Here is a 12,827-nt window from a genome sequence, read left to right as displayed (position 1 = left end):
GATTATGGCTTTTTATGGCGCTGGCGAATTCATCGCCCGCCTGACCCATGCCCCCCTGCCCGCCAGTGTGATCGGTCTGGCGCTGATCCTGATCGCGCTGCATCGGCGCTGGATCAAACCGGGGCAGTTGCGCGATGGGGCGCAAGGCCTGCTGGGACGGATGCTGTTGTTTTTCGTACCCGCCGTGCCGGTTCTGATCGAGCATCGCGAATTTGTCAGCATGTTGGGGGTCCGCCTGATGCTGGCAGTGGCCATTGGCACCGTTTTGGTGATGGTCGTGACCGGCGCGGTGGTGCAGATGGTGGCACGCGCCGATGATTGATTGGGCCGCAACTGCCCTGTGGTCAGCCATCACGCTGGCCAGTTTTGCGGTAACCCGCGCCGTGCATCGGCGGCGGCCGCGCTGGTGGCTGATGCCGCTGATCACGGCGCCGCTGGGGATCGCGCTGATTTTGCTGGTGTTTCATGTGCCCTATTCCACTTACCGCGCCGGAGCGGGATGGCTGTTGTGGATGCTGGGCCCGGCGGTCACGGCCTTTGCCGTGCCGATCTATGACCAGCGGGCGATGATCCGCCGCTATTGGCGTCCACTGTTGGCCGGGATGATCGCGGGCAGCGCTACATCGTTCCTCTCGGGCTGGGCGCTGGCGGGGGTGTTGGGCATTGATGGGCCGCTGCGCCTCTCGCTGCTGCCCCGCTCGGTCAGCACGCCTTTTGCCATGGCGATTTCGGCGGAAATCGGCGGCATGCCGGATATCACCGCCGTTTTTGTGATCGCCACCGGCATCCTCGGCGCGCTGTTGGGCGAAGCAGCGGTGAAGCGCGGCATCCCCTCGGGGCGAACGGCGCAAGGGGCCATGATCGGCGTGGCCGCCCATGCCATCGGCACCGCACAGGTCCAGCCGCTCCACCCGCGCGTGGGGGCCTTGGCGGGGCTGGCGATGGTGTTGACCGGACTGCTCAATCTGGCGCTCGCGCCATTGGCTCTTTGGTTTCTGCGTGGTTAATTTTTGCCCGGCAGTTACTGCCAAAACCGAGGCGAACCGAGCCGGCGCGCGGTAAAACTTTCCGCCCTATTAACTTATTACGCCTATCATCCGGCGCGCGATGGAGGCTGATTTTCGTGAATAGGCAAGGTTATCATAATTTTGGAAAATCAGATTCCGGCGGCAAGGGCGGCCGCGGAGACAATCAGCGCGTCGATTTGACCGCCGTTTGCGAAGTGCGACAGGGCATGGCCGAATGGCGCCGTGTCACGCTGGACGAACTGTCACCGGGTGGCTTTCGCATTAACCGTTTTGGCGAGGCGGACCCCAGCCAGCCCCTGCGCATCCGCATTCCCGGCCTGCAAATGCTCTCGGCGCGGATCGTCTGGCAAAAGGATGGCGCGATCGGCTGCGCCTTTGCCGCGCCGCTGCACGAGGCGGTGTTCGCCCATGTCACGCGCAGCCTGACGCGCTGAATTATCGGATCTTGCGGCCAAATCGGCGCGTCGGAAGCGGGTGTCGCACCGCGCGAGGCACCGCCACCGGCCGCGGCATCATACTGGAACGGCGCGCCAGATGGCAGGCGATGATCTGATCCGGGTCCCAATCGCCTGCCTCATCGGCCCTGCTCTGCGATGCCGCCGCCCTGTGGCGCCCGCGATCGCGCAGATGCAGGATCAGCGCGACAAAGCCGACGAACAGCCCGGCCCCCACCAGCCCCAGAACCAGCAGCATTCCCCCCGTCGAGGCCCATGCCATATCCGCGATCCGTTTGAGATCGAACATCATCGAAGAGATGCCCCAGAACGCGGCAAAGCCCAGCGCAAACAGATTGCGCAGCATCGAACCCACAGTATCGAACAGGCTGAACATCACTAGCACCTCGCCCGCAAGGTCTAACAAGGCTTGGTTAATGACGTGCTAACCCTAAACGGCAAACCTCGTAAAAATACGGTGCGCAACAAAAAAGGGGCAGAAAGCCTGCGCTTCCCGCCCCTTTTGCCAATGGTGATGCCCGCGATCAGATATGCAGCGCCCGGCCGTAGGCCGCCAGCGTCGCCTCATGCATCATTTCCGACAGGGTCGGATGCGGGAAGACGGTGTTCATCAATTCCTGCTCGGTGGTTTCCAGCGTCTTGCCGACCACATAGCCCTGAATCAACTCGGTCACTTCCGCACCGATCATGTGCGCGCCCAGCAATTCGCCGGTCTTGGCATCGAACACGGTCTTGATGAAGCCTTCCGGCTCACCCAGGGCGATGGCCTTGCCATTGCCGATGAAGGGGAAATTGCCGACCTTGAGCGTGTAACCGGCTTCCTTGGCCTTGGCCTCGGTCAGGCCGACGCTGGCCACCTGCGGGTGGCAATAGGTGCAGCCCGGAATGTTGCGGCGGTCGAGGCCGTGGGGATGCACGTCCTTGTTGCCCAGTTCCTGCGCGATGGCTTCGGCCGCCGTCACGCCCTCGTGGCTGGCCTTGTGCGCCAGCCAGGGACCGGGCGTCACGTCGCCGATCGCCCACACGCCCTTGACGCCGGTGCGGCCATAGGGGTCGGTGGAAATGATGCCGCGGTCGGTCTTGATGCCCAGCGTTTCCAGACCGATGTTCTCGGTATTGGCGACAACGCCCACGGCCACGATCACATGGCTGAACTCTTCCTCGGTCACCTTGCCGTCGGGGGCCTTGATCTTGGCCTTCACGCCCTTGGCGTCGGCGACCAGACCTTCCAGACCCGTCTTGGTGCGGATCTTGAAGCCCTGCTTGGTCAACGACTTTTCAAGGAAGGCCGAGACATCGGCGTCCTCGGCCGGAACAATGCGGTCGGCCATTTCGACCACCGTGACGTCCGCGCCCAGATCATTGTAGAAGCTGGCAAATTCGATGCCGATCGCGCCCGAACCGATGACCAGCAGCTTGGTCGGCATTTCCTTGGGCGTCATCGCATGGCGATAGGTCCAGATGCGATTGCCGTCGGCAGGCGCAAAGGGCAGATCGCGCGCACGCGCGCCGGTCGCCACGATGATATGCTTGGCGGTCAGCGTCTCAGCGCCCTTCTCGCCGGTCACTTCCAGCTTGCCGGGGGCCAGCAGCTTGCCGGTCCCCATGTGGACGGCAACCTTGTTCTTCTTCATCAGATGCGTGACGCCCTGATTAAGCTGCTTGGCCACGCCGCGCGAACGGGCCACCACAGCGGCCAGATCGGCGGCAACGCCCGTGGCCGACAGGCCATAAGCCTTTGCATGCTGCATCTGGTGAAACACCTCGGCGCTGCGCAGCAGAGCCTTGGTCGGGATACAGCCCCAGTTGAGGCAGATGCCGCCCAGATTTTCGCGTTCGACAATCGCGGTCTTGAGGCCCAGTTGCGCGCAGCGGATCGCCGCGACATAGCCACCGGGGCCCGAACCCAGAACAATCACATCATACTGTTCAGCCACGTTGTTTACTCCTGAACCACCGGGCGGGGCCGCCCGGCGTCATCGACAGCCACAAAGGTGAAGCTCGCTTCGGTCACCTTTTGCGCCTCGTGTTGAAAACGGTCGCGCCGCCATGCCTCGATGGCAATCGTCATCGAGGAGCGACCCACCTTGCGGATTTCACCATAGACCGAAACCTCATCGCCGACCTTGACCGGCTTGAGGAATTGCACGCCATCCATCGCGATGGTCACGGCCCGGCCGCGCGAATGCCGCGCGGCCAGCAGCCCTGCTCCCATATCCATCTGACACAGCAGCCACCCGCCGAAGATGTCGCCATAGGCGTTGGCATCGGCGGGCATCGCGGTGACCCGGATCACCGGCTCAGTGGCGGGGCGCAGGGTCAAGGCCTCCATCTCAGGCCAGCAGGCCCAGCGGATTTTCGATCAGTTCGCGGAAGGCGGCCATCAGCTGCGCACCATCGGCGCCGTCAATGGCGCGGTGGTCAAAGCTGCCGGTGGCGCACATCGCCGTGGCCACGCCCAGGCTGCCGTCTTCCAGCACCCAGGGGCGCTTTTCACCGGCGCCAATGGCCATGATCATGCCCTGCGGCGGGTTGATGACGGCTTCGAACTGCTTGATGCCCATCATGCCCATGTTCGACAGGCTGGCGGTGCCGCCGATGAACTCGGTCGGGGCCAGCTTGCCTTCCTTGGCGCGCTTGGCCAGATCGGCCATGCCGGTGCTGATCGCGGCCAGACCCTTGCCCGAGGCGTCGGTGATGATCGGCGTGATCAGGCCATTGGGGATCGAGACCGCCACCGACACGTCGGCGCGGGCATATTGGCGCAGCGTGTCGCCCGCAAAGGCCACGTTGCACTGGGGCACCTGCGTCAGGGCAACGCCCAGCGCCTTGATCAGCATGTCATTGACCGACAGCTTGACCCCGCGCGCGGCCAGCGCCGCATTCAGTTCGCCGCGCAGCTTGAGCAGAGCATCGAGGCGGATATCCACGGTCAGGTAGATATGCGGCACCTGCTGCTTCGATTCCGTCAGGCGGCGCGCAATGGTCTTGCGCATGGTCGAGAGCGGCAGATCCTCATGCGGGATGCCAAAGTCGGGCAGGGCAGCGGGCGCCGAGGGAGCCGAAGCCGCCACAGGCGCGGGAGCAGCAGCCGGAGCCGCCGCCGCAACAGGCGCCGCCGCGCCGGGCTGCGCGCCCTCGACGTCGGCCTTGACGATGCGGCCATTGGGGCCGGTGCCCTTGACGGCCGCCAGATCGACGCCCTTCTGTGCGGCAATCCGCTTGGCCAGCGGCGAGGCGATCACGCGGTCGCCGCTCTTGACCGAAGCAGCAGCCGGGGCCGGGGCCGCCGCCACAGGCGCGGGAGCCGCCGCAGCAGCAGCCGGAGCGGGCGCGGCAGCAGCAGCAGGCTTGGCCACCGGGGCTGAGGCATCTTCGCCTTCACCGGCCAGTTGGGCGATCACGGTGCCGACCTTAACATTGTCGGTGCCTTCGGGGATTTCGATGGCGACAATCGTGCCTTCGTCCACCGCTTCGAATTCCATCGTAGCCTTATCGGTTTCAATCTCGGCCATGATATCGCCAGCGCTAACCGTATCACCAACTTTAACCAGCCATCGGGCCAGTTTCCCCTGCTCCATCGTGGGAGACAGAGCGGGCATCTTGATCGAGATCGGCATGAGGGCTTCTCGTCCTTATGGCTAATTTTAGAATCGGTCTGCTTCTGCCGGGGATTGCACCAATCGGCAAGATGCTTAGGCCGAATAGGAATGTGCTTGATGGCTTAACCCACAAAACTTATGCCCTGCAGGCCCCCGGGGACAAGCCCAAAAGCGACCCTTCGCGCTTCCTGCGCGGTCAAATTGCGTCGCGCCCATGTTTGTGTCATCACCGTGCATCACGGGATTTCCGGTTCAAACAGCCAGGAATTCGGTTCAAGGGGCCGGAAATTCGGTTCAAGAGGATTGTGCGATGCGTGTCTATCTGGTGATCGTGGATGAAACCGACGAAGCGCGCGTGGCCCTGCGCTTTGCCACGCGGCGCGCGATCAAGACCCAGGGACAGGTTCATATTCTGGCCCTTGTGCCGCCCCAGCCCTTTTCGGCCTTTGGCGGCATTCAGGCCACCATCGAGGAAGAGGCCCGCGCGCGCGCCGAAACCATCGCCGCCGCCGCCGCGGGCAGCGTCCTGTCGCAGGCGGGCCATATGCCGGTGATCGCGGTGGTGGCGGGCGAGCCGGTCAAGGCGGTGCGCGAATATCTTTCGCAACACAGCGAAGTGGCCGCCCTCGTGCTGGGCGCGCCTGCGGGCGCCGGGGCATCCGGCACAGGTCAGGGGCCGCTGATCGGCCACTTTACCGGGGCCGGGCTGGGCGCCCTGTCCTGCCCGTTGTTCATCGTGCCGGGCGGCATGGATGAGGCGGAGATCGACCGCCTCAGTTAACGCCTTTTGCCCTGATGGCGGATATTGGCGGGTCGCCCGCGATGGCCCACCAGATGGCTGCCGCGCCGCTTCAGCCCGGCCTTGTCCGGCAGAGGCACACCGCCCCGCTTCTCGATCCGGCCCTGCCCTTCCTCCGGCTCGAACTTCAACGCGCCCGTCAGCGCATTGGCCTCGGCCAGACGCAGGCGGACCCGATCGCCGATGGCAAAGACCGTGCCGGTGGATTCACCCACCATCCGCTGGCCCTTTTCATCATGGTGGAACCTCTCGTCGCCCAGCACAGAGACCGGCACCAATCCATCGCCGCCCAGCCCGATGATCGTGGCAAACAGGCCGAAACGCTGGACCCCGGTGATCCGGCAATCAAACATTTCGCCCACATGCATCGAGAGCCATGCCGCGACATAGCGGTCCACCGTCTCGCGCTCGGCCACCATGGCGCGGCGTTCGGCAGTCGAAATCGCATCGCAGATCCGCGCCAGATCCGAACGATCCCGTCCATGCAGGCCCGAGAGCGCGGGCAGATCGCTCGATGGCGCGGGCTGCTCCAGATGGAACGCATCGACCAGCGCGCGATGAACCAGCAAATCCGAATAGCGGCGGATGGGCGAGGTGAAATGGGCATAGGACCCCAGCCCCAGCCCAAAGTGCCCGGCATTGCGCGGGCCATAATAGGCCTGCGTCTGGCTGCGCAGCACCGCCTCCATGATGAGAGCCTTTTCGATCTCATCATCAATGCTTTTCAGCATCCGGTTGAACAGCGCGGGCGTGATCACCTGCCCCAGCGCCAGCTTGCGCTCGAACGTGGCGAGGTAATCCTTGAGCGCGATCAGCTTTTCGCGGTTTGGCGGCTCGTGGATGCGATAGACCACCGGGGCGGCCTTGCTTTCCAGCGCTTTGGCCGCCGCGACATTGGCCGCGATCATGAAATCCTCGACCACGCGATGCGCGTCCAGCCTTTCGCGCACCGCCACCGAAGCCACCCGGCCCATCTCGTCCAGCACCACGCGGCGCTCGGGCAGATCGAGTTCGAGCGGGTCGCGGCTTTCGCGCGCCTTGGTCAACGCCTTCCAAGCGCCCCACAGGTTGACCAGATGCGCCTCGGCCTCGCTCTCGTCGATGCGGCGCTGGGCCTCCTCATAGGCGATCACTTCGGCGATCCGCACAATCGCGCGGGTAAAGCGGAAGGAGGTCATCCGCCCTTCGGCATCAAAGGTCAGATGGCAGGCCATGGCCGCGCGCGGAGCGCCGGCCTTGAGCGAGCAAACGTCCGCCGAAAGCACCTCAGGCAGCATCGGCACCACGCGGTCGGGGAAATAGACCGAATTGCCGCGCTTGCGAGCCTCGCGGTCCAGCGCGCCGCCGGGGCGGACATAGAAGGAGACGTCGGCAATCGCCACCACCGCGCGCCAACCGCCCTCACCATCGGGTTCGGCCCAGATCGCATCGTCATGGTCGCGCGCGTCCACCGGGTCGATGGCCACGATGGGCAGATGAGTCAGATCCTCGCGCTGCTCCTGACTCAGCGCCTGGCGCGCCGACAGTTCGGCCTCGGCGATCACCTCGCTGGAGAAGATATGCGGCAGGCCATGCTTGTGGATCGCGATCAGGCTGAAGCTCTTGGGCGCCAGCGGATCGCCCAGCACGGCCACCACGCGCGCACCCGCGCGCGGGCTGCGCCCGGCCGGTTCGGCCATGACCAATTGACCCTCGACCGCTCCGCCCAGATCGGAGATCTGCACCGCATGGCGCTCGCGCTTGTCGATGGGGGCCAGCCAGCCTTTGCCCGCGCCGTCGATCTCGACCACGCCCATGATGCCCTCGGCATCATTGGGCAACTTCTTCATCGGAAAGGCCAGCCAGCCTTCGGTCGTTTCCTCGGTGCGGCTCAAAATCCGGTCGCCGGGCTTGAGCGCGCCCACGCCGCGCATCTGCGGCCCCTTCTTCTGGGCCACGCGCTGTTCCACCACGGTCAGGCGCGGCGGAGCGCCCGCATCGTCCGGCTCCCACTTGTCGGGCACCGCAATCGGCAGGCCATCCTCGACCCCCACCACGCGCAGCACGGTCACCTTGGGCACGCCGCCCATGCGGTGATAGGCGGTGCGCTTGCCGTCGATCAGGCCCTCCTCGGCCATGTCCTTGAGCAGCGCCTTCAGTTCGATCTTCTCCGCGCCCTTCAGACCAAAGGCCTTGGCAATCTCACGCTTGCCCACCTCGTCGGTGGCGTTGGCGATAAAGTCCAGCACCTGCTGGCGGGTGGGCATGCCCGGCTCCATCTTGCGGACGGAAAGTTTGCCGGGTTTGCGCGGGGGTCGTTTGTCAAAGGCCATATCGGATGCCTTGGCCCCAAAGCGCGCGCATTACAAGCCTAGGGCGCCGGGCGCTCATACGAACCGCCGGGCAGAGCGCTGGCAATCGGGCTTTGCGCGCCATTGGCCCCGACCGCCGAAACACCAAGGAACCAGTCATCGCCGCGCAGGCCTTTGAACGTCATCGCGGTGTTGCCGGTGGTGGCAAAGGGCTTGGCCTCCCACCCGGCGGCATCGGTGCGGCGGCGCCAGATGGCGTAAGAAATCGCGCCGGGCACCGCATTCCATTTGAGATCGGTGTCGGGAGAAACGGCAATTTTCTGCGTCACCGTGGGCGGCATGGGCGCGGCGGCGATAGCGGCGGCGGCCCGAATACTGAGCGCCGTCGCGCGGGCCAGATAGGGAAAGTCCATGAACTCGATCGTGTCGCCATACTGGACGGCCCCTTCCCGGCGGATATCCTGATGCTGATGATCGTAATTTTCGACCGCCACGGTGATGCGAACGGCGGGAAAGCCCTTCTCCTCGAAAGGCAGATGATCGCCCCCGCGCCCCACCCTGTCGGCGCGCCACACCTGCCGCACGGCCAGATCTTTGACGGACAGCCCGGCGATAAAGCGCGAAAGATTGCGGCTGGGGCTGTCATTCTCACCGCCTTCGCGGCGCTGGGCGGCGGTCAGTTTAGAATCGGCATTGGCGCGCGGCCCTTCGGAAAAGACGCGGATATGCGTGTCATCCACCAGCCCGTCCGACCCGCGCGTATTACCGACAATGTCATTGTTGAGCACCGCTTTCACCTTCCACCCCCGCTCGGCCGCGACATCGGCCAACAAGCGGCCGCCCAGCAGGCCCTGCTCCTCGCCCGAAAGCACCGCGTAAACCACCGTGGTGGGGAATTTGCGCTGCGCCATGATCCGCGCCGCCTCGATCACCAGCGCCACGCCCGAGCCGTCATCATTGGCGCCCGGCGCATCGGCGGTCGCATTCATCACGTCCGAGACGCGTGTGTCGATATGGGCCTGAATGATGGTTACTTCGTCGGGCCGCTCCGTGCCCTTTTGAATGGCCACGACATTGACCAGCCGTGCGGGCGTGGGGATGCGCGCGCTGGTCACCATGCGTTCGGGCAGTTCGATGGACAGGCATCCGCCGCATTGCGCCCCGATGGCGTGGAATTGGTCCTCAGCCCATTTGCGCGCCGCGCCGATCCCCCGTTTGGGGTCATCCTGAGCGGACAAAGTATGGCGCGTGCCAAAGCCCACCAGCGAAGTCACCGTGGCGCGCAGGCGATCAGGCGAAGGCGCCGCGTTTTGGGCGAAAGCGGCGGCGGGCAGCAGGGCGGCGGCGATGAGGGTGTGGCGGATCATGGCGGCGAATGTGCCATGCCCACGCCCCCGCGCAAGGGGGCAAACTAGCGTAGTTTTTCCAGCCAGATGGTGCGGCGGATCGTCTCGTCCACCATGCAGGAGCTATATTCGATCGCCTCCAGCGAACCGCCCTCAGCCTCTTTCGATTGCAGCAAACAATGCTTTTGCCGATCGGCAATCCATGCGCGCTCGGCGCTGCGCAACGCGGTCTGGCGCGCGGGCGGCAGGCGTTTGAACGTCACCGCCCATGTTGCGTTTAGCTGCGCATCCTGCCGCTTCATCTCCTGCGCATTGCACTGGTCATGCAGGATCGTGTTGAGATCGCGGCGCGCCAGGCACCGCCGATAGGGCGACGAATAGCGCGCGTCGATCTCCGGATGGCTGGGCGCCGGATCGGCCAGCGTCAGGATCGGCCCAAAGGAATAGGCCGGAACACCTGCTGCCAGAGCCAGCGCCAGCAGCATCAATAGGCCCGCGCGACGTAGATGCGCTCAACCGCCGCTTCGCCGGTGAAGGGACAGAGACCTTCGGCGGGCGCGGCGTCGAGCGCGGTGTTGCGGATGGTGAGCTTCAGCGCCTTCAACTGCTCGACCACCTTTTCCAGCGCATCGCCGGTCGGGCGGCTCCAGTTCAACTCGACCCAGCCGGGATAACGCTTATCCTCGGCAAAGAACTCGGTCAATTCGGCAAGCGTGGTCAGGCCGCGCGTGATATTGGCGTCGCGCTTCTCGGTCGCTTCGCGGTGCAGGCTGGCCTGAATATCCTCCAGCAGTGCGGCGGCCCCGGCAACGAATTCCTCGCGGCTCTGACCCACGAAATTGGTCTTGGCGTCCTCGCGCCAGATGCGGTCGCGGCGCAGCGCGGACACCATGCCGCCCGCCGCATCGCGCCCGCCGATTTCCAGAATGATCGGCGCGCCCTTCTTGACCCAGGCCCAGCGCTTTTGCGTCGCCTTGCCGGGGCGCTTGTCGAGCAGCACGCGGATCGGTTCGCCCAGAGCCGAGAGCTTGAGCAATTCGCGGCGGATTTCCTCGCAATAGGCCAGCAGCGCCTCGTCGCCGTCATCCTCGCGCAGCATCGGCAGGATGATGATCTGATGCGGGGCAATCGCGGGCGGCACCCGCAGACCGTCATCATCGCCATGCGTCATAATGACGCCGCCGATCATGCGGGTCGAAACGCCCCACGAGGTGGTGTGCGCCAGTTCCTGCGCGCCTTCCTTGCTCTGATAGCGAATGCCTGCCGCCTCGGCAAAACCGGTGCCGAGGTAGTGGCTGGTCCCGGCCTGCAGCGCCTTGCCATCCTGCATCATCGCTTCGATCGAATAGGTGGCGACGGCGCCGGGGAAACGCTCGTTCTCCGGCTTTTCACCGGCCACAACGGGCATGGCCAGCACAGTCTCGGCAAAATGACGATACATTTCGAGCGCGCGCAGCGTTTCCTTCATTGCATCATCGCGGTCGGCATGGGCGGTATGCCCTTCCTGCCACAGGAACTCGCTGGTGCGCAGGAACATGCGGGTGCGCATTTCCCAGCGCACGACATTGGCCCACTGGTTCACCATCAGCGGCAGATCGCGCCAGCTTTGCACCCAGCGCGCCATCGCCGCGCCGATCACCGTTTCCGACGTGGGGCGCACGATCAGCGGTTCTTCCAGCTTGGCCTCGGGATCGGGGATCAGCCCGCCCTTGCCGTCGCCGATCAGGCGGTGATGGGTGACGACCGCCATTTCCTTGGCAAAGCCCTCAACGTGATCGGCTTCCTTGGAAAAATAGCTCAGCGGAATGAACAGCGGGAAATAGCAATTGTCGACACCCGCTTCCTTGATCGCAGCGTCCATGATCTTCTGGATGCGTTCCCAGATGCCATAGCCCCACGGCTTGATGACCATACAGCCGCGCACGCCGCTTTCCTCGGCCATCTCGCCTTCGGAGACGACTTGCTGATACCATGCGGCGAAGTCATCTTCGCGCTTCACGGTCAGGGCGTGGCGGATCTGGGCGGGCTTTTGCGTTTTCTGATTCATGGCGCGCAGCGTTTAAGCAAGCCGCCGAAAAACGGGAACCGGTTTTTTGCAAAAAACGCTGCGAGGCGCGAAATTCCTGCCCCGGCCCCCTTCATGATCGGCGCAGCCCCCGCTGCGCCCGGCAAAATGCTTACTTGGCCAGCTTGTCGAGCATCTTCTGCATTTCCAGCATCTGATTGCGCAGCGCGTCGATCTCCGACTTGGTGCCGGTCTCGGCCTCCGGCTCGCGTGCGGGTTCGGCGGGCTTGGGCGGCGTGCCATCGGCGCCGGGCATGAAGGCGGCGGCGGCGGCCTGGAACATGGCGATGTTCTGCTGGGCCAGACGGGCCAGCGGATTGCTCTCCATACTGTCCTCAAACGCCTTGCGCAGCTTCATCTGGTTGGCGCGGAACTGCTCCATGCTGGCTTCGAGGTAATGGGGGATCAGCCCCTGCATCGAATTGCCATACATCCCGATCAACTGGCGCAGGAAATTGACCGGCAGCATCTGCTCGCCGCTGGCCTCTTCCTCCATGATGATCTGGGTCAGGATCTGATGCGTGATATCGGCGCCCGATTTGGCGTCCAGCACGCGAAATTCGATACCCTCGCGGGTCATCTTCGAGAGGTGATCGAGCGTGATATAGCTCGACGATTGCGTGTTATAGAGACGCCGGTTAGCGTATTTCTTGATGATAACCGTGTCGCTTTTGCCTTCGGCCTTTTCGGTCATGCGCCCTCGCTCCTCCCAGAGTTGTAGCTTACGCTAACACCGTATGGCGGTGCGGTGCAACATATTGCTGCTGCGCGGCAGTGGTTTGTCACAATTGAATTTATGCGCCTGCGCTTTCGCCTTTTGCAAACCCGGAAAATGCCTGCAACACAGCGCGCCAGCCCAGCAAAATCGCCCCGTGGCGGCCCGGAAATGCGCGCGCCGGGGCGATGGCGGCAAGGCCCGGCCAGTCAGGCAGATCCCCCTCGCCCGCCAGCCAGCGCATGAGATCGGCCTCGGCGCGGGCAAAATCACCTTCGCCGCGCCCGATGGCGGCATCGGCCATGATTGCGCCTGCCGCCTGCCCGATCGCGCAGGCCTGCGCGGCAAGACCGATCCGCGCGATCCGCCCTTCGGTGTCCAGATCGATCCCCACCTTCATCGTGCTGCCGCAACTGGCCGAGCGCGCCGCGCCTTGCAGGGTCAGCGCATCATCCCAGCGATGCCGGACCAGCCCTGTCGCCAGCATCAACACCTCAGGCGTATAGAGAGCGGCAACCGAGGCCAT

General features: G+C 64.5%; 14 protein-coding genes. 4 read left to right on the top strand and 10 right to left on the bottom strand.

Annotated features, from left to right (window positions below):
- Positions 1-4: 4 nt before the first annotated feature.
- The 3 genes from BGP00_RS11665 to BGP00_RS11655 all read left to right on the top strand — a co-directional run bounded on the left by BGP00_RS11665 (position 5) and on the right by BGP00_RS11655 (position 1,462).
- Complete coding sequence (locus BGP00_RS11665; RefSeq protein WP_292689402.1) at positions 5-322, top strand: CidA/LrgA family protein; 318 nt, start codon at positions 5-7, stop codon at positions 320-322.
- Positions 315-1,007 carry an LrgB family protein gene (locus BGP00_RS11660; RefSeq protein ID WP_292689401.1) on the top strand — a complete coding sequence of 231 codons (693 nt, stop codon included), beginning with the start codon at positions 315-317 and terminating at the stop codon, positions 1,005-1,007. The genes BGP00_RS11665 and BGP00_RS11660 overlap by 8 nt, the downstream gene beginning before the upstream one ends.
- 116 nt (positions 1,008-1,123) lie before the next feature.
- Positions 1,124-1,462: a PilZ domain-containing protein gene (locus BGP00_RS11655; protein WP_349237655.1), complete on the top strand. Its 339-nt coding sequence runs from the start codon at positions 1,124-1,126 to the stop codon at positions 1,460-1,462.
- Between the two features lies 1 nt (position 1,463).
- On the opposite strand, the gene BGP00_RS11650 is transcribed toward BGP00_RS11655, so the two are convergent.
- The 4 genes from BGP00_RS11650 to BGP00_RS11635 form a co-directional block, all read right to left on the bottom strand.
- Complete coding sequence (locus BGP00_RS11650; protein WP_292689400.1) at positions 1,464-1,889, bottom strand: hypothetical protein; 426 nt, start codon at positions 1,887-1,889, stop codon at positions 1,464-1,466.
- Between the two features lie 118 nt (positions 1,890-2,007).
- Positions 2,008-3,420 (bottom strand): dihydrolipoyl dehydrogenase, encoded by a 1,413-nt coding sequence (gene lpdA / locus BGP00_RS11645; protein ID WP_292689399.1) that lies wholly within the window; start codon positions 3,418-3,420, stop codon positions 2,008-2,010.
- A gap of 5 nt (positions 3,421-3,425) precedes the next feature.
- Positions 3,426-3,815 (bottom strand): acyl-CoA thioesterase, encoded by a 390-nt coding sequence (locus BGP00_RS11640; protein WP_292689398.1) that lies wholly within the window; start codon positions 3,813-3,815, stop codon positions 3,426-3,428.
- Position 3,816: 1 nt separating this feature from the next.
- Positions 3,817-5,103, bottom strand: a complete 1,287-nt coding sequence (locus BGP00_RS11635; protein WP_292689397.1) for a pyruvate dehydrogenase complex dihydrolipoamide acetyltransferase — start codon at positions 5,101-5,103, stop codon at positions 3,817-3,819.
- A 292-nt stretch (positions 5,104-5,395) separates the two neighbouring features.
- Here BGP00_RS11635 and BGP00_RS11630 point away from each other — a divergent pair, with 292 nt between their 5' ends.
- Positions 5,396-5,866, top strand: coding sequence for a universal stress protein (locus BGP00_RS11630; RefSeq protein WP_168602611.1), 471 nt, complete (start codon positions 5,396-5,398; stop codon positions 5,864-5,866).
- Here BGP00_RS11630 and BGP00_RS11625 read toward each other — a convergent pair.
- The 6 genes from BGP00_RS11625 to BGP00_RS11600 all read right to left on the bottom strand — a co-directional run bounded on the left by BGP00_RS11625 (position 5,863) and on the right by BGP00_RS11600 (position 12,827).
- Positions 5,863-8,130: a VacB/RNase II family 3'-5' exoribonuclease gene (locus tag BGP00_RS11625; protein ID WP_292689396.1), complete on the bottom strand. Its 2,268-nt coding sequence runs from the start codon at positions 8,128-8,130 to the stop codon at positions 5,863-5,865. The genes BGP00_RS11630 and BGP00_RS11625 overlap by 4 nt on opposite strands.
- Positions 8,131-8,234: 104 nt before the next feature.
- On the bottom strand, positions 8,235-9,542 hold the full coding sequence (locus tag BGP00_RS11620; RefSeq protein WP_292689395.1) for a M20/M25/M40 family metallo-hydrolase: 1,308 nt from the start codon (positions 9,540-9,542) through the stop codon (positions 8,235-8,237).
- Between the two features lie 44 nt (positions 9,543-9,586).
- Positions 9,587-10,006, bottom strand: a complete 420-nt coding sequence (locus BGP00_RS11615; RefSeq protein ID WP_292689394.1) for a lysozyme inhibitor LprI family protein — start codon at positions 10,004-10,006, stop codon at positions 9,587-9,589.
- The gene (locus BGP00_RS11610; RefSeq protein ID WP_292689393.1) at positions 10,006-11,568 is read right to left on the bottom strand and encodes an aminoacyl--tRNA ligase-related protein; all 1,563 of its coding nucleotides are present in this window, start codon (positions 11,566-11,568) and stop codon (positions 10,006-10,008) included. Before BGP00_RS11610 ends, BGP00_RS11615 begins: the two co-directional genes overlap by 1 nt.
- A gap of 130 nt (positions 11,569-11,698) precedes the next feature.
- Complete coding sequence (gene phaR, locus BGP00_RS11605; RefSeq protein ID WP_172338890.1) at positions 11,699-12,280, bottom strand: polyhydroxyalkanoate synthesis repressor PhaR; 582 nt, start codon at positions 12,278-12,280, stop codon at positions 11,699-11,701.
- Positions 12,281-12,380: 100 nt separating this feature from the next.
- Positions 12,381-12,827 carry an iron-sulfur cluster assembly scaffold protein gene (locus BGP00_RS11600; RefSeq protein ID WP_292689392.1) on the bottom strand — a complete coding sequence of 149 codons (447 nt, stop codon included), beginning with the start codon at positions 12,825-12,827 and terminating at the stop codon, positions 12,381-12,383.

It is taken from the genome of Novosphingobium sp. 63-713 (genome assembly GCF_001898925.1).
GTDB lineage: Bacteria > Pseudomonadota > Alphaproteobacteria > Sphingomonadales > Sphingomonadaceae > Novosphingobium.
The sequence above is the reverse complement of the archived record's forward strand: the minus strand, read 5'-3'. Positions and strand labels throughout refer to the sequence as shown.

Excerpts from the sequence above, each read along its gene's own strand:
- BGP00_RS11625 (WP_292689396.1), bottom strand. The coding sequence starts at position 8,130 with ATGCCCACCCGCCAGCAGGTGCTGGACTTTATCGCCAACGCCACCGAC.
- BGP00_RS11610 (WP_292689393.1), bottom strand. The coding sequence starts at position 11,568 with ATGAATCAGAAAACGCAAAAGCCCGCCCAGATCCGCCACGCCCTGACC.
- BGP00_RS11640 (WP_292689398.1), bottom strand. The coding sequence starts at position 3,815 with ATGGAGGCCTTGACCCTGCGCCCCGCCACTGAGCCGGTGATCCGGGTC.
- BGP00_RS11630 (WP_168602611.1), top strand. The coding sequence starts at position 5,396 with ATGCGTGTCTATCTGGTGATCGTGGATGAAACCGACGAAGCGCGCGTG.
- BGP00_RS11635 (WP_292689397.1), bottom strand. The coding sequence starts at position 5,103 with ATGCCGATCTCGATCAAGATGCCCGCTCTGTCTCCCACGATGGAGCAG.
- BGP00_RS11615 (WP_292689394.1), bottom strand. The coding sequence starts at position 10,006 with ATGCTGCTGGCGCTGGCTCTGGCAGCAGGTGTTCCGGCCTATTCCTTT.
- phaR (WP_172338890.1), bottom strand. The coding sequence starts at position 12,280 with ATGACCGAAAAGGCCGAAGGCAAAAGCGACACGGTTATCATCAAGAAA.
- BGP00_RS11660 (WP_292689401.1), top strand. The coding sequence starts at position 315 with ATGATTGATTGGGCCGCAACTGCCCTGTGGTCAGCCATCACGCTGGCC.
- BGP00_RS11600 (WP_292689392.1), bottom strand. The coding sequence starts at position 12,827 with ATGGCCTCGGTTGCCGCTCTCTATACGCCTGAGGTGTTGATGCTGGCG.
- BGP00_RS11665 (WP_292689402.1), top strand. The coding sequence starts at position 5 with ATGGCTTTTTATGGCGCTGGCGAATTCATCGCCCGCCTGACCCATGCC.
- BGP00_RS11620 (WP_292689395.1), bottom strand. The coding sequence starts at position 9,542 with ATGATCCGCCACACCCTCATCGCCGCCGCCCTGCTGCCCGCCGCCGCT.